Consider the following 19693-nt stretch of genomic DNA (forward strand, 5'->3'; position numbering starts at 1 on the left):
GCCGCATTAGAGCACACAAGCCCTCATAGAGCGGATTGCCCGGCGCCGCATCCCTAAAGAAAAACGCCGCTCAGGTTGCCCCGAGCGGCGCTCTTCAGCGCGGCAGCCTTACACCTGCGGCCGCAGTACCAGCACGCCAAGTGGCGGCAAGGTCAGTGACAGCGAGACCTTCTCGCCGTGGCTCTCGATCGGCTCGGCGAGCATGCCGCCGCCATTGCCGGTGTTCGAGCCGCCGTAGCAGGCCGCGTCGCTGTTGAAGACCTCCAGCCACTTGGCCTCCACCGGAACGCCGATGCGGTACGCCTCACGTACCACCGGCGTGAAGTTGGCAACCACCAGCAGCGGATGCCCGGTCGAGCTCTTGCGCAGCCAGGCGAACACGCTGTTGGCGCGATCATCGCCGATCAGCCACTGAAAGCCCTGCGGGTCGCTGTCCAATTCGTGCAACGCCGGTTCCTGGCTGTACAGCCGGTTCAGATCGCGCACCAGGTTCTGCACGCCACGGTGATCGGCCTCTTCGAGCAGATGCCAGTCCAGCTCGCGGTCATGGTTCCACTCGCGCCACTGGCCGAACTCGCTGCCCATGAACAGCAGCTTCTTGCCCGGGTGCGTCCACATGAACGACAAGTAGGCGCGCAGGTTGGCGAACTTCTGCCAGCGATCCCCGGGCATCTTGTCGACCAGCGAGCCTTTGCCGTGGACCACTTCGTCGTGGGAAATCGGCAGGACGAAGTGCTCGGAATAGGCGTAGACCATGCTGAAGGTCATCTTGTCGTGGTGGTACTGCCGATTGATCGGGTCTTCCTGGATGTACTTCAGCGAGTCGTGCATCCAGCCCATGTTCCACTTGTAGGAGAAGCCGAGGCCACCTTCGCTGGTAGGCTTGCTGACGCCCGGAAAGGCTGTCGATTCCTCGGCGATCACCAGCGCGCCAGGGGTTTCCGTGGCCACCACGTCGTTCAGATGGCGCAGGAAGTCGATCGCCTCGAGGTTCTCGCGCCCGCCATGGCGGTTGGGAATCCACTCGCCGTCCTTGCGCGAATAGTCGCGATAGAGCATCGAAGCCACCGCATCGACACGCAGGGCATCGACGTGGAATTCGCGCAGCCAGTGCAGCGCCGACGCGAGCATGAAGCCGTGCACCTCGGTGCGGCCGAGGTTGTAGATGTAGGTATCCCAGTCCTGATGGAAGCCCTCGAACGGGTGTGCGTATTCGTACAGCGCGGTGCCGTCGAATTCGCCCAGGCCATGTGCATCGGTGGGAAAGTGCGCCGGCACCCAGTCGAGGATCACACCGATGCCGGCGTTATGGCAGGCGTCGACGAACTCGGCGAAATCATGGGCGTTGCCGTAGCGCGCACTTGGCGCGAACTGCGAGAGGAGCTGGTAACCCCAGGAGCCGCCGAAGGGATGCTCCATGATCGGCATCAGCTCAATGTGGGTGAAGCCCATGTCCACCACGTAGGGAATCAGCCGCTCGGCCAGCTCGTGCCAATCGTACAGGCGACCATCGTCACCACCGTCGCGTCGCCAGGAGCCCGCATGCAGCTCGTAGATGCTCATCGGCGCCTTGACCGACTGGCGCGCGGCGCGCTGCTGCAACCAGCCATGGTCCTTCCACTGGTAGTCCAGCGGCCGGGCGATGACCGAAGCGGTGCCCGGCGGGTGCTCGGTTGCCAGGGCGATCGGGTCGGCCTTGAGCGGCAGGATGCCGTTCGGCCCGAGAATCTCGTACTTGTAGGTATCGCCCGGCTGCAGTCGCGGGATGAACAACTCCCACACGCCGGACGGAAAGCGCAGCCGCATCGGATGACGGCGACCGTCCCAGCCATTGAAGCTGCCGACTATCGACACTCGGCGCGCGTTGGGCGCCCACACGGCGAAGCGCACGCCCTGCACACCGTCCACTTCCAGCACCTGCGAGCCGAATACCCGGCCGATCTGCCGGTGATTGCCTTCGGAAAACAGGTGCATGTCCAGCTCGCCCAGTTGCGGACCGAAGCTGTAGGGGTCTTCAGTGATCTGCTCGCCGCCGGCCCAGCGAATCTTCAGCAGGTAGGGTTGCTGATGTGGCAGGCGGATAAAGAAGAATCCGGGCACCTGCCCCTGCTCCATCACGGCAAGCAGTTGCTCATCGCGATCAAGCACTTCGGCACCCAGGGCATTGGGCAGGTAGGCGCGAATCACGATTCCCTCGCCGTCAGGATGCGGCCCGAGAATGGAAAACGGGTTGCCATGCTCGGCTCGCACCAGGGCGTCTACATCGGCGTCGCTGGGCATCAGGGTTTCCCCTGGCATGGTCAGAACCGGACGATCAGTCATTGGAGCCTCCATCGAAAAGCTGTTGTGCCAGGGCCAGCAATCCCTGTAGCGGGACGGGCAACCAGGTTGGTCGGTTCTCCGCTTCGTAAACGATCTCGTAAGCGCATTTTTCCAGGCTGAACAGCAGCAGTGCAGCATTCGCGCCATCCGCGTCGCGCCAGTCGTGCGGCAACTCGGCGGTGGCCTCGCGGTAGGCTTCGAGGAAGGCCGCCTGCGCACTGCTCTGGTAACCCGCCGCGATACGCTGCCGCGCCTGATCGGCCTCGGGCGTACTGTCGCTGATCTGCGCCCCGCGGATGGTCATGGCCGCGGCGTACTCGAACGAACGCAGCAGGCCTGAGACATCCTTGAACGGACTATGTTTGGCGCGCCGCTCATCCAGCGAGCGGGCCGGCTCCCCTTCGAAGTCGATGAAGTAGGCATCACCCTGCACCACCAGCACCTGGCCGAGGTGCAGGTCGCCGTGGACACGGGTCCGCACGCCACCAACGGTTCTAGCAGCCAGACGTTGCACTTGTTCGAGCAGCTTGTCGCGCCGCGCTAGCAGTTGGCCGAGCGCGGTAGCCTCCTTGCGATCGAAGCTCGAGCGATGTTCCTCGAGGCGCTGCAGGGCCTGTTCCAGCTGCGCGCTGACGCTCTGCTCCCACTGCTTGGCGTCGGCCTTGCTGGTGCTTTCGTAGGCGAAGGCCGGATCTTCGGTCTGCGTGGCAAGCGCCATGTGCATCTCGCCGAGCCGCTGGCCGAGCAGGCGGTTGAAGGCCTGTAGTTCGTCGAGGGCGCTGAACTGGTTCTCGTGCATCGACACGCCACCCGCGATTTCGTCACGCACCGCGCGGTCGAGGTTGTTCAGCGTCCACACCCAGGCATCGCCCTGGCTGTCGAGGAAGTGCTGGATCACCATCAGGGCAACCGGCTCGCCCTGCTTGTTGATGCGGCTGACCTGACCGAGCATGCCGGAGATATGGGCGAAACCGCGTTCAGTGAGGAAACCGCCCATTTCCAGTTCAGGGTGGACGCCCGGTGCCACGCGACGGAGCAATTTGATCATTACCTTGTTGTCGATGATCGCCGAGCTGTTCGACTGCTCCGCAGAGATGAAGCGCACCTCGGGGTGCGCCGGCAATTGCAGGTCGGCCAGTTGCGGCATCGGCACGAAGCGAATCTCACCGTCGTTGCAAGGCAGCACCAGCTCGTCGCGCAGGCCCTGAATCACCGCGGCGCTGAACTGCTCGAGGGCGAAGGCATCGGTCATCAGGCCGACCTGCGGCCCGCGGCGTACCCGCGCCAGGGCCAGTTGCTGCGGCAATGCGACCTCGAATTCGGTCTCGGCCAGAAAACCCAGCGGCAGCTGGTACAGATCGCTGCGCCCGGCGGATTCCACGCAAAGCTCGCTGAGCAGCACCGGGCGATTCGGGTCGCCGAATGGCACGCAGTAGCTGATGCGGACCGACTCGATTGCCACGTCCTTGGCGGCAAACCAGCGCCGTTTCGGCAGATAGGCCGGTAGCGCTTCGGTTTCCAGAATGCGCCGGTTGGCGGCGGTCAGGGTATCCAGGCGCTTGAGTACCAGCGTCTGGAAGTCCGGCATGGTGTCTACCGGCTCCTGGTGCCAGCTCGGCATCTGGTTGGTCAGCGCGAGCTGGAACCAGTGGAAGCCGTATGGCGGCAAGGTCAGCAGATACGGCAGCTGACCGATGGGCGGGAAGGCACTGCCGCCGACCATCTCCACCGGCACCATGCCGGCATATTGCGACATTTCCAGTTCTGCGGCCTGGGCCGAGCGCGAGACGTTGGCGACGCAGAAAATGATCTCGGTTTCGCCGTTCGCTCCGGTGAATTCGCGCATGTAGGCGAGGATGCGGCGGTTGCTCGGCGCGAGCATCTTCAGGGTGCCGCGGCCGAAGGCCTTGAACTGCTTGCGGATGGTCAGCATCCGCCGCGTCCAGTTGAGCAGCGAATGCGGATCGCGCTGCTGGGCCTCGACATTGACGGTGTAGTAGCCGTAGAGCGGGTCCATGATCGGCGGCAGCACCAGGTTCGGCGGATCGGCACGGGAAAACCCGCCGTTGCGGTCCACCGACCACTGCATCGGCGTACGCACGCCGTCGCGGTCGCCAAGGAAGATGTTGTCGCCCATGCCGATTTCGTCGCCGTAGTAGATCACCGGCGTACCAGGCATGGAGAGCAGCAGGCTGTTGAGCAACTCGATACGCCGGCGATCACGCTCCAGCAGTGGCGCCAGGCGACGGCGTATGCCGAGGTTGATCCGTGCGCGCTTGTCCGAGGCGTAGTAGTTCCACAGGTAGTCACGCTCCTTGTCGGTCACCATTTCCAGTGTCAGCTCGTCGTGGTTGCGCAGGAATATCGCCCACTGGCAGTTCTCCGGGATGTCCGGGGTCTGGCGCAGGATGTCGGTGATCGGAAAGCGGTCTTCCTGGGCGATAGCCATGTACATGCGCGGCATCAGCGGGAAGTGGAAGGCCATGTGGCATTCGTCACCCGGGCCGCCGTCTTCGCCGCCGAAATACAGCTGGGTGTCTTCCGGCCACTGGTTGGCTTCGGCCAGCAGCATGCGGTCGGGATAGTTGGCATCGATCTCGGCGCGGATCGCCTTGAGCACCGCATGGGTTTCCGGCAGGTTCTCGTTGTTGGTGCCGTCGCGCTCGACCAGATAGGGAATCGCGTCCAGGCGCAGACCGTCGATGCCCATGTCCAGCCAGTAGCGCATCACCGCCAGCACGGCCTTCATCACCTGCGGGTTGTCGAAGTTGAGGTCCGGCTGGTGCGAATAGAAGCGGTGCCAGAAGTACTGCTTGGCCACCGGATCCCACGTCCAGTTGGATTTCTCGGTGTCGAGAAAGATGATCCGTGTGCCGTCGTACTTCTTGTCGGTATCCGACCAGACGTAGAAATCCCGCGCTGCTGAGCCCTTCTTCGCCTTGCGCGCGCGCTGGAACCAGGGGTGCTGGTCGGACGTGTGGTTGATGACCAGTTCGGTGATCACCCGCAACCCGCGTTTGTGCGCCTCGGCGATGAAGCGCCGGGCGTCGGCCATGCTGCCGTATTCCGGATGCACGCCGCGGTAATCGGCGATGTCGTAACCATCGTCACGCCGCGGCGACGGATAGAACGGCAGCAGCCAGATGGTGTTCACCCCAAGGTCGGCGATGTAATCCAGCTTCTCGATCAGGCCGGTGAAGTCACCGACGCCGTCGTTGTTCGAGTCGTAGAAGGACTTCAGGTGCACCTGATACACCACCGCGTCCTTGTACCAGAGCGGGTCCTTGATGAAAGCGGCGGGTTTGCGCGGTTTTGCCATGTTCTTCATTCCTGTCGCGGTGTGAAGGCCCAGGCCGGATCGGCGCATTAGGCAACGGCAGAGCAACAGCTGAATTCACATCAACAAAGCGTTATAAACGTATGATTCAAATGAATTAACAGCTGCGCCCGAGAAATTACTTGAGGTCCGGGTCCGGCTCCTGTGCGGTCAGGCGCCAGATGCCGAACGGCAAATGCCAGGGTTCGATGCGCATCCACTGGGTCTTGCCGTACCAAGTCCAGCGATGGCCATTCATCAGGTCCTCGCCCTGGGTATGGGCGTCATCCGGCAGGCCGAGCTCCCACAGCGGCAACTCGAAATTCGCTTCCTGGGCGTTGTGCGGATCGAGACTGATGGCCACCAGAATGAAGTTCGACAGGTCTGGTGTGCGCTTGCCGAAGTAGAGGATGTTGTCGTTCCAGGCCATGTAGGCCTTGAAGCCCAGGTGCGTCTGCAGTGCCGGGTTCTGCCGTCGGATGCGGTTGAGCTGGGCGATCTCGGCGATGATGTTGCCCGGTGCGTGGTAGTCGCGGACGCGAATCTGGTACTTCTCCGAGTCCAGATACTCTTCCTTGCCCGGAATCGCCGCCGACTCGCATAGCTCGAAGCCCGAGTACATGCCCCACAGCCCCGAGCCCATGGTCGCCAGCGCGGCGCGGATCAGGAACCCGGCGCGGCCGGAGTCCTGCAGGAAGAACGGATTGATGTCCGGCGTGTTGACGAAGAAGTTGGGCCGGTAGCAGTCGCGCAGCGGCGGCTCGTTCAGTTCGGTGAGGTACTCGCTCAGTTCGGCCTTGGTGTTGCGCCAGGTGAAGTAGGTGTAGCTCTGGCTGTAACCGATCTTGCCCAGACGCGCCATCATGCCGGGGCGAGTGAAGGCCTCGGAGAGGAACATCACGTCGCGGTCGCGTTCGCGGATATCGGCGATCAGCCACTCCCAGAACGGCAGCGGCTTGGTGTGCGGGTTGTCGACCCGGAACACCTTCACGCCCTGCTCCACCCAGTGCCAGACCACGTCACGCAGTGCCAGCCAGAGGTCTGGCATGGCATCTTCGGCATAGAAGTCGACGTTGACGATGTCCTGATACTTCTTCGGCGGGTTCTCGGCGTATTTGATCGTGCCGTCCGGGCGCCAGGAGAACCAGCCCGGGTGCTCTTTCAGCCAGGGATGGTCCTGCGAGCACTGGATGGCGAAATCCAGGGCGATCTCAAGGCCATGCTCGCGAGCCGCTGCGACCAGCGCGCGGAAATCATCCAGCGTGCCCAGCTCGGGATGGATGGCGTCGTGGCCGCCCTCTTCGCTGCCGATGGCATAGGGACTGCCCGGATCGTTCGGCCCGGCGTGCAGGCTGTTGTTCGGACCCTTGCGGTGCTGCCGACCGATCGGGTGGATCGGCGGGAAATACAGCACGTCGAAGCCCATGTCGCGAATCGCCGGCAGACGCTTATGCACATCACGGAAGGTGCCGTGGCGATTGGGATCGCCGGTCTCCGAGCGCGGGAACAGTTCGTACCAGCTGGCGAACTGCGCCAACGGGCGTTCCACGTCCAGCGGATACACACGGCTGCGGCTGCAGTGCTCGCGTGGGTCTGCGGCAGCCATCGCCACGGCCGTCTCCGGTGCGAGCAGCAGTGACACGCGCTCGTCATCGGTATGCGCCATGCCGAGGCGGTGCATCAGATCGTCAAGCACCGCGCGGTTCTCGCCCTGGGCGCGGGCGGTGGCCTTCTCCAGCAGCAGACGCCCTTCTTCCAGCTCCAGATGCACCGGAACGCCGGCCGCGTGCTTCTTCGACAGCTCGTAGCGATAGCTCTCGAACACATCCCACCAGGCCTCGATGACGAACTCATGCTCGGCGACCTGGGTGGGCGTGAACTGGCCTTGCCAGGCGTCGTTGCCGAGCAACTTCAGCCGAGCCCGCCGCCAGCTGGTTTCGCCTTTCTCACGCCAGCACACGGCGGCGGCGAGCTGGTCGTGGCCGTCGGCGAAAATCTTGCTGGTCACGACCACTGGCTGGCCGATGACCGCCTTGGCGGCAAAGCGCCCCTCATCCAGCACCGGCAAGGTGGATTCGATGGCGATGCGCGGCATCTGCAGGGCTTCTTCGAGTCGAGGGTGAATCGTCGCGGTAGGCTGTGCATCGCTCATCGAACGGGCTCCTGGGGCGCATGGGTTCGGGTTGCCCGAGCCGCCTCTGGACGCGTCATCGTGCGGTTCGGGAGGCGACCGGTACGGTTTTCGTCGGCTCTTTCTTCCGAGCCAAGTGACCCTGGAAAGTTCAGCCCCGGGCGGCCGTTAGCCAGCCCGTCCGGCGACCGGTCGAGCCTGGTGGAGCGCAATACGGCAGTTGCCGGTTTTAAGTCCCCCGTGAGTGGGTGCCGAACCCGACCACGCCGACGGTCGCCAGCGCCGCGAGCAGCGACGATTGGCCGGAACCTCGCCCATGTAAGCCGATCAATGCAGAACGGCCGCCAAGGCTGAGCTGGCTAACACCAGGAGAACGACGATGACTCACGTGCGACCCGATGTGCCGCAACCCGACCCGATCGTGCATGACAAGCCGGGCGATGTGCCGCAGGTGCCTTGTGCCGAGGAGCTGGACGAACACAAGCCCGGCGCGCCATATGGAAACCAGACCGTGGCGGATACCGACGATCCCCAGACGACCTGATCGCTCGCCGCCACACCGTTGTCTCAACCCTTCTCCAGGCGCTTGAGCAGTGCCTGCGTCAGCCTCTGTCGAACGGCGCCGTAGCGGGCCCACGGGTCGCTGCGTAATGCCCGCAAACGCTCATCCAGGTTGCCGATGTTCCAGCGATCGGCTCTCTCCAGCTGCGCCAGCTCCTCACGCTCGATAGGCACGGATACCGCCAGCCCCGGACGCGCCCTGACCGAATAGGCGGCAACGGTGCTCGCCCCGCGCTGGTTGCGCAGGTAGTCCACGAAAATTCGCCCGACCCGATTCTGCGGGCCCATCTTGTCGACGATCAGCTCCGGCGCCTCGCGCGCCAGCCGCTCGGTGACCGAGCGAGCGAACTGCCGGGCCAGGTCCCAGTCGTGCCGACGATCGAGCGGCATCACGACATGCATGCCGCGGCCTCCGCTGGTCTTGAGGAAGGCCTGCAATCCCAGGTCGTCCAGCAGCCGCAGCGTCAGCTCGGTCGCCTCCACCATGCTCGACCAGGGCAACGCGGGATCGGGGTCAAGATCGAAAATGACTCGATCGGGCCGCTCGACGCGGTCACTGCGCGCGTTCCAGGTGTGGAACTCGATGGTACCCATCTGCACGGCCTCGATGACCGCGGTGATGTTGTCCGCCTGGATCAGCCGCGCATGCTCGGGATCGAGGTTTTTCGGCAGTGCGCGCATGTGCGGCATCTTCAACCGACCGCAATGGCGTTGGAAAAAGCTTTCGCCGTCGACGCCTTCAGGTGCACGAACGATGGACAGTGGCCTGCCAGCCAGTTGCGGCACCAATCGGTCGGCGACCGCCTGGTAGTACTCGGCCAGCGCAAGCTTGGTCGCGCCGCTGACCTTGTCGATCACTCGCTGTGGATTACTGATGCCGACGCCACCCACCAGCGGGCGGCCGGCGCTCATGCGCTGCTCTGGCATGGGCTACCCCGATCAGCTCGCCTTTTTGCTGGATTTGCTGCCCGCCGCTGGCGCCTTGCGCGTGCGCGAAGCCGCCGAGGAGGATTTGCTCGTTTTGGGCTTGCTCGCAGTCTTGGGCTTGGCCGGCGCCTTTTCCTCCTCGTGGTCGTCCTCTTTGCTGGCCTTGCCTGGCTTGGCAGCGAGGCTGCGCTTGAGCAGTTCGGTGAGATCGATGACATCCGCCGAACGACGGTCCACCGCTTCCTCCGGCCCGCCGACCGCTTCTAGTTTGCCTTCGCGGGCCTTCTTCTCCACCAGGTCCATGATCTGGTCCTGGAAGGTGTCCTTGTACTGCTCCGGCTTCCATTTTTCGGTCATGTCCTCGACCAGCCGCTTGGCCATGTCCAGCTCACGCTCGGCCAGGTCCGGATCGAGCGCTTCGTCCTTCAGCTCCAGGTACTCGACCCCGCGCACCTCGTCCGCCCAGCGCAGGGTGTTCATCACCAGCGCCTTGCCCAGCGGCATTACCACTGCCAGGTGCTGCTTGTTGCGCAGCACCACGTTGGCGATACCGACCTTGCCGGTCTGGATCAGCGTCTCGCGCAGCAAGGCGTAGACCTTTTCCCCGCGGCGGTCCGGCGTCAGGTAGTACGGCGTGTCGATGTAGAGAAAGGAAATGTCCTTGGCATCGACGAAAGCGACGATATCCACGGTTTGGGTCGCCTTGGGGTGCGCGCCTTTGATCTCGTCATCGCTGATCACGACGTAATGCCCCTTCTCGTACTCGACGCCCTTGACGATGTTCTCGCTGTCGATGTCTTCGCCGGTGGTCTTGTTGATGCGCTTGTAGCCGACCCGGTCCATGCTGCGTTTGTCCAGCCAGTCGAAATCGATGCCCTGGCGGGTGGTGGCCGGTACCAGCGCCACCGGGATGTGTACCAGTCCGAAACTGACTGCGCCTTTCCAGATCGTGCGTGGCATGGTCGTTCTCCAAGCGTTGATGTGGCCGAGCCAATTCATTGGCCCGGCAATGGGTCAGCCGTTGACCACGGTGCCGCCGTTGACGTGGATCACCTGGCCGCTCACGTAGGCTGCATCGCTGCTGGCCAGGTAGACATACGCCGGCGCCACTTCATCGGGCTGGCCGGGGCGCTTCATCGGCGTGTTGGAGCCGAATTCGGCGACCTCGTCGGCATCGAAGGTCGACGGAATCAATGGTGTCCAGATCGGCCCGGGCGCGACGCCGTTGACACGAATGCCGCGCTCGGCGAGGTTCATCGATAGCGAACGGGTGAAGGCCGTGATTGCGCCCTTGGTGGCCGAATAGTCCAGCAGTTGCGGGCTGCCCTTGTAGGCGGTCACCGATGTGGTGTTGATGATCGAAGCGCCCTTGCCGAGATGCGGTAGCGCCGCCTTGGTCATCTGAAACATGCCGAAGATGTTGGTGCGAAAGGTCTTCTCCCACTGCTCTTCGCTGATGTCTTCGAGCTTTTCCTGCGGGTGCTGCTCGGCGGCGTTGTTGACCAGGATGTCGAGCTTGCCGAACGCGGCGAGGGTTTCGTCGATGACCTTGCGGCAGACCTCGCGATCGGCCACGTCACCGGCGAAGGTCAGGCAGCGACGGCCGTACTGTTCGACCACAGTGCGGGTTTCCTCAGCGTCCTGATGCTGGTCGAGGTAGAGAATTGCCACGTCGGCGCCCTCACGGGCGTAGAGCACGGCCACCGAGCGGCCGATGCCGCTGTCACCACCGGTGATGATCGCCACCTTGCCTTCGAGCTTGCCCGCCGCCTTGTAGTCTTTGCCGCGGTATTCTGGGCGTGGGTTCATCAGCCCTTCCTTGCCGGGCTCTGGCTGCTCCTGCGGCGGTAGGGTCTGATTGTCTTCAGCCATGGAAAATCCTCCGTCAAGGTTATGAGCCTGTCTTCGGAGGACTTGAACGGCGCGAGAAAAGTTTCTGCGGGGCGATGAGAGGGCCCTGTACAGGGCCCTCGAAGCGTCAGGTCAGCGTCAGCACGACGCGGCCGCGGGGTACGCCGCTTTCGTCATACTGGTGGGCTTCGACTGCCTGCTCGAACGGGAACTGGCGGTCGAGCTGCGGCCAGATCAGCCGGTCCACGGTGAGCTGGTTGATATGCTCCAGCGCACGCTCTACGGCTTCACGGTTCTGCTCGATACCCAGCTCCGGCTGGCCGGTAAAGTCGCACAGGCAGTGGAGAAAGAACTTGAAGTTCTTCTTGAACGCCGCGCAGACCGGCAGCGCGGTTTCGTTGCCGCCGTTCATGCCGTACAGGATCAACTTTCCCAGCGGCGCCATGACATCGCCCAGCAGCTTCATCTGCGAACCGCCACAGGCGTCCAGGACAACCTCGACACCGCGGCCTTCGGTCACCTTCTGCAGGCGGCCGACCAAGTCTTCTTCCTCGGTGACGATCACCGTCTCGGCACCCAGTTCACGCAGGTAGTCGCGGTCTTCGCTGGTGTCACAGGTGGCGACCACACGGCCGCCCAGCGCCCTGGCCAGCTGTACGGCAGCCGGGCCGGTGCAATGCGCGGCCTGGTTGATCAGCACATGCTGGCCGGGCTCCAGTTGCGCCAGCTCGACCAGCGCGAAGTAGCTGACCAGCATCGGCGTGTAGTGGATCGCTGCCTCGCCGGCCTCGAGCATGTCCGGGTAGTGCACCAGCGCCTGCTGCGGCAGCAGCGCATGCTCGGCATAGAGCGGGTACTGATTGAGATCATGCGCGGGAAAGCCGGCCACCCGATCGCCGACGACAAAGCCCTCGACGCCCTCGCCCACAGCGAGCACCTCGCCGGCGACCTCGCTGCCGAGCCCCGCCGGCAAGCGCGCGTGGCGCGGCGCCAGATCCTGGCGCCAGAGCACGTCGTTCCAGCTGACACCGATGGCGCGCACGCCGATCAGCACTTCCCCCGGCCCTGCCACGGGCACGGGCCGTTCTTCGTAACGCAGAACTTCGGCCGGACCGAACTGGTGGAAACGGATGATGCGGGACATCGCGACCCTCGTCTTACTACTACTGTGCCTGTGGACTCTATCGTCAGTGCGGGCACAACTCCAGCGAGGCACCCGGATTCGCATCGATAGTCGCCATGCGCCGAAATGATGGAGCGCTGTATGTATCGCGCGGTGGCACCACTTCGAAAGCGCGATTTGTCATTGACCCGCTTGCCGCCCCGGCTACTAGAATGCTCGCCTCTCTCGCCGAGCCGCTCTACGCTGCATGGCTCAAGGACCGAAGTGACCAGGCATGAACCGCAACGATCTTCGCCGCGTCGACCTCAACCTGCTGATCGTCTTCGAAACGCTGATGCACGAGCGCAGCGTGACGCGCGCAGCGGAAAAGCTGTTCCTTGGCCAGCCGGCGATCAGCGCGGCGCTGGCTCGCCTGCGCACCCTGTTCGACGACCCGCTGTTCGTGCGCACCGGGCGCAGCATGGAGCCGACCGCTCGCGCCCAGGAGATCGCCCAGCTGCTTTCACCGGCGCTGGACTCGATCTCCACCGCCGTTAGCCGCGCCTCGACCTTCGACCCGGCAACCAGTACCCAGGTGTTTCGCATTGGCCTGACCGATGAAGTCGAGTTCGCCCTGCTCCCGCCGCTGCTGCGCCGCCTGCGCGCCGAGGCGCCTGGTGTGGTGCTGGTGGTGCGCCGCGCCAACTATCTGTTGATGCCCGGCCTGCTGGGCTCCGGCGAGATTTCCGTGGGTGTCTGCTACACCGAGGAACTGCCGGCCAATGCCAAACGCAAGGTGCTGCGCCGGCCCAAGCCGATGCTGCTGCGCGCCGACAGCATTCCCGGCCGGCTGAGCATGGAGGACTACTGCAGCCGTCCGCATGCGATGGTCTCCTTTGCCGGCGATCTCAACAGCTATATCGACGAGGAACTGGCGCTGCACGGCTGCCAGCGCAAGGTGGTGCTGGCGGTGCCGCAGTTCAATGGCCTGTCCAACCTGCTGGCCGGGACCGACATCGTTGCCACGGTGCCGGATTACGCCGCCGCCGCGCTGGTGGCCCATGGTGGCCTGCGCGCCGAGCCGCTGCCGTTCGAGACCAGCCAGGACTTCGAACTGTCGATGGCCTGGCGCGGCGCCCAGGACAACGACCCGGCCGAACGCTGGCTGCGCTCGCGCATCCAGATGTTCGTCGGCGACCCGGACAGCCTGTAGGGTGGAAAACGGCGCAGCCTTTTCCACGCGTCTCCCGCCCCTGCGCGCCGTCACGCCTTTCTCGACGTCATTGCCGATTGCTAACGCAGCACCGGCTGCCAGCCGACGCAGCCGATCCATGCCGCGATTCGGTGAAAAACACCTGGCGGTCGTTTTCCTCCCCTACCGTTATTGCCTGCTGCTGATGATCGATGCGCAAACATCACCGCCAATGATATTCACCTTTGGCCCGTTCGATTTTTGCTGAACGGCTTGACCCCGCAGACTCCTGCCATCAACAAATCCGACTTGCGGAGTCAAGCATGGAACGTCCGTTCAACGCCTTGCGTTTTCCCCTTATCGCCCTGACGGTTCTGATTACCGCCGCCTGTGGCAAGGCACCGGAGGCCACCCAGTCGGGCATGCCGCCACCCGCCGTCAGCGTCGCGGAAGTCATCGAACAGCAGGTTACCGAGTGGGATGAACTCACTGGCCGCCTGGAAGCGCCGGAGTCGGTGGAGATTCGCCCGCGGGTGTCGGGTTTCATCGACAAAGTGGCCTTCGAGGAAGGCGCTTTGGTGAAGAAGGGCGACCTCCTGTTCCAGATCGACCCGCGCCCGTTCCAGGCCGAGGTCAAGCGCCTGCAGGCACAGCTGCAACAAGCGCGCGCAACGCAGCAGCGCACCGTCGCCGAGGCCGAACGCGGTGAACGGTTGCGGCAGAAGAATGCCATCTCGGCAGAGCTCGCCGATGCCCGCGTCAGTGCTGCCAGCGAAGCTCGCTCGGCAACCGCCGCGATTCAGGCGCAACTGGACCGCGCTCAGCTCGACCTCTCCTTCACCCGCGTGACGGCGCCCATCGACGGCCGTGCCGGCCGCGCACTGATCACGGCCGGCAACCTGGTCAACGCCGGCGAGGCCCTGCTGACCACGCTGGTCTCCACCGACAAGGTCTACGCCTACTTCGAAGCGGACGAACGTCTGTACCTGAAGTACCGCGAGTTGGCGCGTCAGGGCGACCGCGGCGAGGCGACCCCGGTCTATCTCGGCCTCTCGGACGAGGACGGCCACCCGCATTTGGGCCACATGGACTTCATGGACAACCAGGTCGACCCGCGTACCGGCACCATTCGCGGCCGCGCGGTGTTCGACAACCGCGACCGCAGCTTCACCCCCGGTCTGTATGCGCGCCTCAAACTGGTTGGCAGCCCGACCTACGACGCCGTGCTGATCAAGGACGTGGCAGTGGGCACTGACCTGGGCAAGAAGTTCGTCCTGGTACTGGCCGAGGACGGCACCGTTGCCTACCGGCCGGTCGAGCTCGGGCCCAAGCTCGAAGGGCTGCGCATCGTGCGCGATGGCCTGGCCAAGGGCGAGCGCATCGTGGTCAACGGCCTGCAGCGCGTACGCCCAGGTAGCCCGGTGCAGCCCGAGTCGGTGCCGATGGCCGACGCCAAGACGCTGACCACCCTGCGTCAGCAGAACCGCGCGATCAGCGAGGCGATGAAACCGCAGGTCGTCGAGCGCACACTCGCTCAGCGCCCAAGCAGCTGAGTACCTCCCGCAACTGACCTGAACTCCGGCGCGCCTGCCGCGCCAATCCGATCGATCCGCCAGGGCGCCAGACGCGCGCCCTACCCCGGAGTGCGCCATGAATTTCTCGCAATTCTTCATCAAACGGCCGATTTTCGCCGCCGTGCTGTCGCTGGTGATCCTCATCGGCGGGGCTATCTCGCTGTTCCAGCTGCCGATCAGCGAATACCCTGAAGTCGTCCCGCCCACGGTGGTGGTACGCGCCAACTTCCCCGGCGCCAACCCCAAGGTAATCGGCGAAACCGTCGCATCCCCGCTGGAGCAGGCCATCACCGGCGTCGAGGGCATGCTCTACATGTCCTCCCAGGCGACCGCCGACGGCCAGCTGACCCTAACCATTACCTTTGGACTGGGCACTGATCTCGACAACGCTCAAGTGCAAGTGCAGAACCGCGTCACGCGGACCATGCCGACCTTGCCCACCGAGGTGCAGCGCCTCGGCGTGACCGTGGACAAGGCCTCCCCGGACCTGACCATGGTGGTGCACCTGACCTCGCCGGATCAGCGCTATGACATGCTCTACCTGTCCAACTACGCCGCACTCAACGTCAAGGACGAGCTGGCGCGGCTGGATGGCATTGGTGATGTGCAGCTGTTCGGCATGGGCGATTACTCCCTGCGCGTCTGGCTCGACCCGGAGAAGGTCGCCTCGCGCAACCTCACCGCATCGGACGTGGTCAACGCGATTCGCGAACAGAACCGCCAGGTCGCCGCAGGTTCTCTGGGCGCGCCGCCGGCACCGGGCGCGACAGACTTCCAGCTGTCGATCAACACCCAGGGTCGTCTGGTCACCGAAGAGGAATTCGAGAACATCATCATTCGCGCCAGCGAAGACGGCTCGATCACCCGCCTGCGGGACATCGCTCGTGTCGAACTGGGCTCCAGCCAGTACGCAGTGCGTTCGCTGCTGAACAACCAGCCCTCGGTGGCGATTCCGGTATTCCAGCGCCCGGGGTCGAACGCCATCGAGATCTCCGACTCGGTGCGCGCACGCATGGCCGAGCTGAAACGCGACTTCCCGGAAGGCGTGGACTACGAGATCGTCTACGACCCGACCATCTTCGTGCGCGACTCCATCGAGGCGGTGGTGCACACCCTGCTCGAGGCCATCGTGCTAGTGGTGCTGGTAGTGATCCTGTTCCTGCAGACCTGGCGCGCCTCGATCATTCCGCTGGCCGCCGTGCCGGTGTCGCTGATCGGCACCTTCGCGGTCATGCACCTGCTCGGTTTCTCGCTCAACGCGCTGTCGCTGTTCGGCCTGGTGCTGGCCATCGGCATCGTGGTGGACGACGCCATCGTCGTGGTGGAAAACGTCGAGCGCAACATCGGCCTCGGCAAGTCGCCGGAGGAAGCGACCCGTCAGGCCATGAAGGAAGTGACCGGGCCGATCATCGCCACGGCGCTGGTGCTGTGCGCGGTGTTCATCCCGACCGCATTCATTTCCGGCCTCACTGGGCAGTTCTACCAGCAATTCGCGCTGACTATCGCCATTTCTACGGTGATCTCGGCGTTCAACTCGCTGACCCTGTCCCCGGCGCTGGCCGCTGCGCTCCTCAGGTCGCACGACGCGCCAAAAGATGGCTTCTCGCGTCTGCTTGAACGGATTTTTGGCGGCTGGCTGTTCGCGCCGTTCAACCGCATGTTCGACCGCGCCAGCCACGGTTACGTCGGCCTGGTGCGGCGCATACTGCGCGGCAGCGGTATTGCGCTAGTGGTCTATGTCGGACTGGTCGGCCTCGGCTACATGGGCTTCGCCAGCACGCCGACCGGTTTCGTGCCCCCGCAGGACAAGCAGTACCTGGTCGCCTTCGCCCAGCTGCCGGACGCCGCCACGCTGGACCGCACCGAGGACGTGATCAAGCGCATGTCGGAAATCGCCGGCAAGCACCCCGGCGTGGAAAACACCGAGGCCTTCTCGGGGCTGTCGATCAACGGCTTCACCAACAGCCCGAACAGCGGCATCGTCTCCACTCTGCTCAAGCCGTTCGATGAGCGCAAGGACCCGTCACTCTCGGCCAACGCCATCGCGGCGGACCTGAACGGCCAGTTCGCACAGATCCAGGATGCCTTTATCGCCATCTTCCCGCCGCCGCCCGTACAGGGCCTGGGCACCATCGGCGGCTTCCGCGTGCAGGTGCAGGACCGCGGCAACCTCGGCTACGAGGAGCTGTACACCCAGGTGCAGAACGTCATCGCCAAGAGCGCCGACTATCCGGAGCTGGCCGGCCTGTTCACCAGCTATCAGGTCAACGTGCCGCAGGTGGATGCGGACATCGACCGCGAGAAGGCCAAGACCCACGGGGTGCCGATCGACGAGATCTTCGACACCATGCAGGTCTATCTCGGCTCGCTGTATGCCAACGACTTCAACCGCTTCGGCCGCACCTATCAGGTCAACGTCCAGGCCGACCAGAAGTTCCGCCTGGCACCGGAGCAGATCGGTCAGCTGAAGGTGCGCAACAACCGCGGCGAAATGGTCCCGCTGTCGACCTTCGTCAACGTCACGGACAGCGCCGGCCCGGATCGGGTGATGCACTACAACGGCTTTCTCACCGCCGAGATCAACGGTGCCGCCGCACCGGGCTACAGCTCCGGTCAGGCCGAGGCAGCCATGGAGCGTCTGCTCAAGGCTGAGTTGCCAAATGGCATGAGCTACGAATGGACCGAGCTGACCTACCAGCAGATCCTAGCCGGCAACACCGCAATCTTCGTCTTCCCGCTCTGCGTGCTGCTGGCCTTCCTGGTGCTGGCGGCGCAATACGAAAGCTGGAGCCTGCCGCTGGCGGTGATCCTGATCGTACCGATGACGCTGCTCTCTGCGATCACCGGGGTGATCCTGGCCGGTAGCGACAACAACGTGTTCACCCAGATCGGCCTGATCGTGCTGGTGGGGCTGGCCTGCAAGAACGCGATCCTCATCGTCGAGTTCGCCAAGGACAAGCAGGAAGAAGGCATGGACCGGCTGGCCGCGATCCTCGAAGCCTGCCGCCTGCGTCTGCGGCCGATCCTGATGACCAGCTTCGCCTTCATCATGGGCGTGGTGCCGCTTGTGCTTTCCAGCGGGGCCGGTGCCGAGATGCGTCATGCCATGGGCGTCGCGGTGTTCAGCGGCATGCTCGGCGTCACCTTCTTCGGCCTGCTGCTGACCCCGGTGTTCTATCTGGTGATTCGCGCCTTCGTCGAGAAGCGTGAAGCGCGCAAGGCAGTATTCAAGGAGGCCCGCGCATGAAGTTCTTCACCCTTTCCCTGCTCGCTCTGACCATCGCCGGTTGCGCGGTCGGCCCGGATTACCGCGCGCCGCAACCGGAGCCGGCGCGCATCGAGCGGGCTGCCGCGGCCGGCTTCGACCGTGCGCGCTTCGAGGGCGCCTGGTGGCAGCAGTTCGAGGACCCCACCCTGGACCGCCTGGTGGCCCATGCGCTGGCGGAGAACCGCGAGCTACGTATCGCCTTCGCCCGCCTGGGCAACGCCCGGGCGATCCGCGACGACGCGGCCAATGACCGTTTCCCGACGCTCACGGCAGGCGCGGGTGCCGAAATCGGCAAGGCGCAGCAGCCGGGTTTTGGTGATCGCCGGGTTGACATCGAACGCTACGACCTGGGGCTGGACATGGCCTGGGAGCTGGACCTGTTTGGCCGCATCCAGCGCCGGCTGGAGGCCAGCGAGGCGCAGGCCGAGGCGGCCGAGGCCGACCTGCAGCAGTTGCAGGTCAGCCTGATCGCCGAGCTGGTCGATGCCTACGGCCAGCTGCGCGGCGCCCAGCTACGCGAGCGCATCGCCCGCGCCAACCTGGACAACCAGCGCCGCTCGCGCGAGCTGACGGTACAGCTGCGCGACGGCGGCCTGGGCAGCGACCTCGACGTGCTGCGCGCCGATGCGCGCCTGGCCGCGACCGAGGCGACGCTGCCGCAGTTGCAGGCCCAGCAGGCGCGTGCGCGCAATCGCATCGCCACGCTGCTTGGCCAGCGCGCCGACGGGCTCAGTGTCGACCTCTCGCCACGCGAGCTGCCGGCGATTGCCAAGGCCTTGCCGATCGGCGATCCGGGCGAACTGTTGCGCCGCCGGCCGGACATCCGTGCCGCCGAACGGCAACTGGCGGCGGCGACCGCCAATGTCGGCGTGGCCACGGCGGACCTGTTTCCGCGGGTAAGCCTGTCCGGTTTTCTCGGTTTCATCGCCGGGCGCGGCTCGCAGCTCGGTTCCAGCGCAGCCGAGGCGTGGAGCGTGGCTCCGGGCATCAGCTGGGCGGCGTTTGACCTGGGCAGCGTACGCGCCCGCCTGCGCGGCGCCGAGGCCGAGGCCGAGGGGGCTCTGGCGGCCTACGAGCAGCAGGTGCTGCTGGCACTGGAGGAGTCGCAGAATGCCTTCAGCGACTACGGCCATGCGCAGCAGCGCCTGCTGGCACAGCTGCGCCAGTCCGAAGCCAGCCGTGCCGCAGCCGAGCAGGCGCGCATTCGCTATCGCGAGGGCAGCGAGGATTTTCTCGTGCTGCTCGACGCCGAGCGCGAGCGCCTGGCTGCCGAAGACGCCCAGGCGCAGGCGGAGGTCGAGGTCTACCGCGGCATCGTCGCGCTGTACAAGGCGCTGGGGGGCGGCTGGCAGAGCTGAGCCCCGCGCCGGCCAAACTGTGATCTGGTGCAGGTCCCTTCCGGTTGGTGGTCCCGGGCGCTTTCGGTTGTCATCCGTCTTTGGCATAAGA

The 19693-nt window shown here is 64.7% G+C and carries 13 protein-coding genes; 6 read left to right on the forward strand and 7 right to left on the reverse strand.

Annotated features, from left to right (window positions below):
- Nucleotides 1-108: 108 nt before the first annotated feature.
- From glgB to CW305_RS09015, 3 genes are all read right to left on the reverse strand, one after another.
- Nucleotides 109-2322 carry a 1,4-alpha-glucan branching protein GlgB gene (glgB, locus tag CW305_RS09005; RefSeq protein WP_041013764.1) on the reverse strand — a complete coding sequence of 738 codons (2214 nt, stop codon included), beginning with the start codon at nucleotides 2320-2322 and terminating at the stop codon, nucleotides 109-111.
- The gene (treS, locus tag CW305_RS09010) at nucleotides 2315-5641 is read right to left on the reverse strand and encodes a maltose alpha-D-glucosyltransferase (RefSeq protein WP_104097685.1); all 3327 of its coding nucleotides are present in this window, start codon (nucleotides 5639-5641) and stop codon (nucleotides 2315-2317) included. Before treS ends, glgB begins: the two co-directional genes overlap by 8 nt.
- A 136-nt stretch (nucleotides 5642-5777) precedes the next feature.
- Complete coding sequence (locus tag CW305_RS09015) at nucleotides 5778-7790, reverse strand: alpha-1,4-glucan--maltose-1-phosphate maltosyltransferase (RefSeq protein WP_104097686.1); 2013 nt, start codon at nucleotides 7788-7790, stop codon at nucleotides 5778-5780.
- Nucleotides 7791-8148: 358 nt separating this feature from the next.
- On the opposite strand from CW305_RS09015, the gene CW305_RS23400 reads away from it, so the two are divergent.
- Nucleotides 8149-8313, forward strand: a complete 165-nt coding sequence (locus CW305_RS23400; protein WP_003285031.1) for a hypothetical protein — start codon at nucleotides 8149-8151, stop codon at nucleotides 8311-8313.
- Between the two features lie 23 nt (nucleotides 8314-8336).
- Here the strand turns inward: CW305_RS23400 and ligD are convergent, their stop codons facing one another.
- From ligD to CW305_RS09035, 4 genes are all read right to left on the reverse strand, one after another.
- On the reverse strand, nucleotides 8337-9257 hold the full coding sequence (gene ligD, locus CW305_RS09020) for a non-homologous end-joining DNA ligase (protein ID WP_104097687.1): 921 nt from the start codon (nucleotides 9255-9257) through the stop codon (nucleotides 8337-8339).
- Nucleotides 9258-9269: 12 nt separating this feature from the next.
- Nucleotides 9270-10217 carry a non-homologous end joining protein Ku gene (ku, locus tag CW305_RS09025; protein WP_104097688.1) on the reverse strand — a complete coding sequence of 316 codons (948 nt, stop codon included), beginning with the start codon at nucleotides 10215-10217 and terminating at the stop codon, nucleotides 9270-9272.
- A gap of 54 nt (nucleotides 10218-10271) precedes the next feature.
- Complete coding sequence (locus CW305_RS09030; protein WP_014820194.1) at nucleotides 10272-11129, reverse strand: SDR family oxidoreductase; 858 nt, start codon at nucleotides 11127-11129, stop codon at nucleotides 10272-10274.
- A 106-nt stretch (nucleotides 11130-11235) separates the two neighbouring features.
- Nucleotides 11236-12252, reverse strand: a complete 1017-nt coding sequence (locus CW305_RS09035) for a zinc-dependent alcohol dehydrogenase family protein (protein WP_104097689.1) — start codon at nucleotides 12250-12252, stop codon at nucleotides 11236-11238.
- A gap of 253 nt (nucleotides 12253-12505) precedes the next feature.
- Here CW305_RS09035 and CW305_RS09040 point away from each other — a divergent pair, with 253 nt between their 5' ends.
- From CW305_RS09040 to CW305_RS09055, 5 genes are all read left to right on the forward strand, one after another.
- Nucleotides 12506-13423 (forward strand): LysR family transcriptional regulator, encoded by a 918-nt coding sequence (locus CW305_RS09040; RefSeq protein WP_104097690.1) that lies wholly within the window; start codon nucleotides 12506-12508, stop codon nucleotides 13421-13423.
- A 1-nt stretch (nucleotide 13424) separates the two neighbouring features.
- Nucleotides 13425-13670, forward strand: a complete 246-nt coding sequence (locus tag CW305_RS23190) for a hypothetical protein (protein ID WP_146067142.1) — start codon at nucleotides 13425-13427, stop codon at nucleotides 13668-13670.
- 55 nt (nucleotides 13671-13725) lie between these two features.
- A complete protein-coding gene (gene mexE / locus CW305_RS09045) occupies nucleotides 13726-14955 on the forward strand; it encodes a multidrug efflux RND transporter periplasmic adaptor subunit MexE (RefSeq protein ID WP_104097691.1) in 1230 nt (409 codons plus the stop codon).
- Nucleotides 14956-15052: 97 nt separating this feature from the next.
- On the forward strand, nucleotides 15053-18223 hold the full coding sequence (locus CW305_RS09050; RefSeq protein WP_104097692.1) for an efflux RND transporter permease subunit: 3171 nt from the start codon (nucleotides 15053-15055) through the stop codon (nucleotides 18221-18223).
- On the forward strand, nucleotides 18220-19602 hold the full coding sequence (locus CW305_RS09055; RefSeq protein WP_104097693.1) for an efflux transporter outer membrane subunit: 1383 nt from the start codon (nucleotides 18220-18222) through the stop codon (nucleotides 19600-19602). Before CW305_RS09050 ends, CW305_RS09055 begins: the two co-directional genes overlap by 4 nt.
- Nucleotides 19603-19693: the final 91 nt, after the last annotated feature.

The organism is Stutzerimonas kunmingensis, from assembly GCF_002929225.1.
Lineage (GTDB): Bacteria > Pseudomonadota > Gammaproteobacteria > Pseudomonadales > Pseudomonadaceae > Stutzerimonas.

Bases quoted from the DNA above. Each gene is read 5' to 3' on its own strand.
- glgB (WP_041013764.1), bottom strand. From the start codon at position 2,322: ATGACTGATCGTCCGGTTCTGACCATGCCAGGGGAAACCCTGATGCCC.
- treS (WP_104097685.1), bottom strand. From the start codon at position 5,641: ATGGCAAAACCGCGCAAACCCGCCGCTTTCATCAAGGACCCGCTCTGG.
- CW305_RS09015 (WP_104097686.1), bottom strand. From the start codon at position 7,790: ATGAGCGATGCACAGCCTACCGCGACGATTCACCCTCGACTCGAAGAA.
- CW305_RS23400 (WP_003285031.1), top strand. From the start codon at position 8,149: ATGACTCACGTGCGACCCGATGTGCCGCAACCCGACCCGATCGTGCAT.
- ligD (WP_104097687.1), bottom strand. From the start codon at position 9,257: ATGCCAGAGCAGCGCATGAGCGCCGGCCGCCCGCTGGTGGGTGGCGTC.
- ku (WP_104097688.1), bottom strand. From the start codon at position 10,217: ATGCCACGCACGATCTGGAAAGGCGCAGTCAGTTTCGGACTGGTACAC.
- CW305_RS09030 (WP_014820194.1), bottom strand. From the start codon at position 11,129: ATGGCTGAAGACAATCAGACCCTACCGCCGCAGGAGCAGCCAGAGCCC.
- CW305_RS09035 (WP_104097689.1), bottom strand. From the start codon at position 12,252: ATGTCCCGCATCATCCGTTTCCACCAGTTCGGTCCGGCCGAAGTTCTG.
- CW305_RS09040 (WP_104097690.1), top strand. From the start codon at position 12,506: ATGAACCGCAACGATCTTCGCCGCGTCGACCTCAACCTGCTGATCGTC.
- mexE (WP_104097691.1), top strand. From the start codon at position 13,726: ATGGAACGTCCGTTCAACGCCTTGCGTTTTCCCCTTATCGCCCTGACG.
- CW305_RS09050 (WP_104097692.1), top strand. From the start codon at position 15,053: ATGAATTTCTCGCAATTCTTCATCAAACGGCCGATTTTCGCCGCCGTG.
- CW305_RS09055 (WP_104097693.1), top strand. From the start codon at position 18,220: ATGAAGTTCTTCACCCTTTCCCTGCTCGCTCTGACCATCGCCGGTTGC.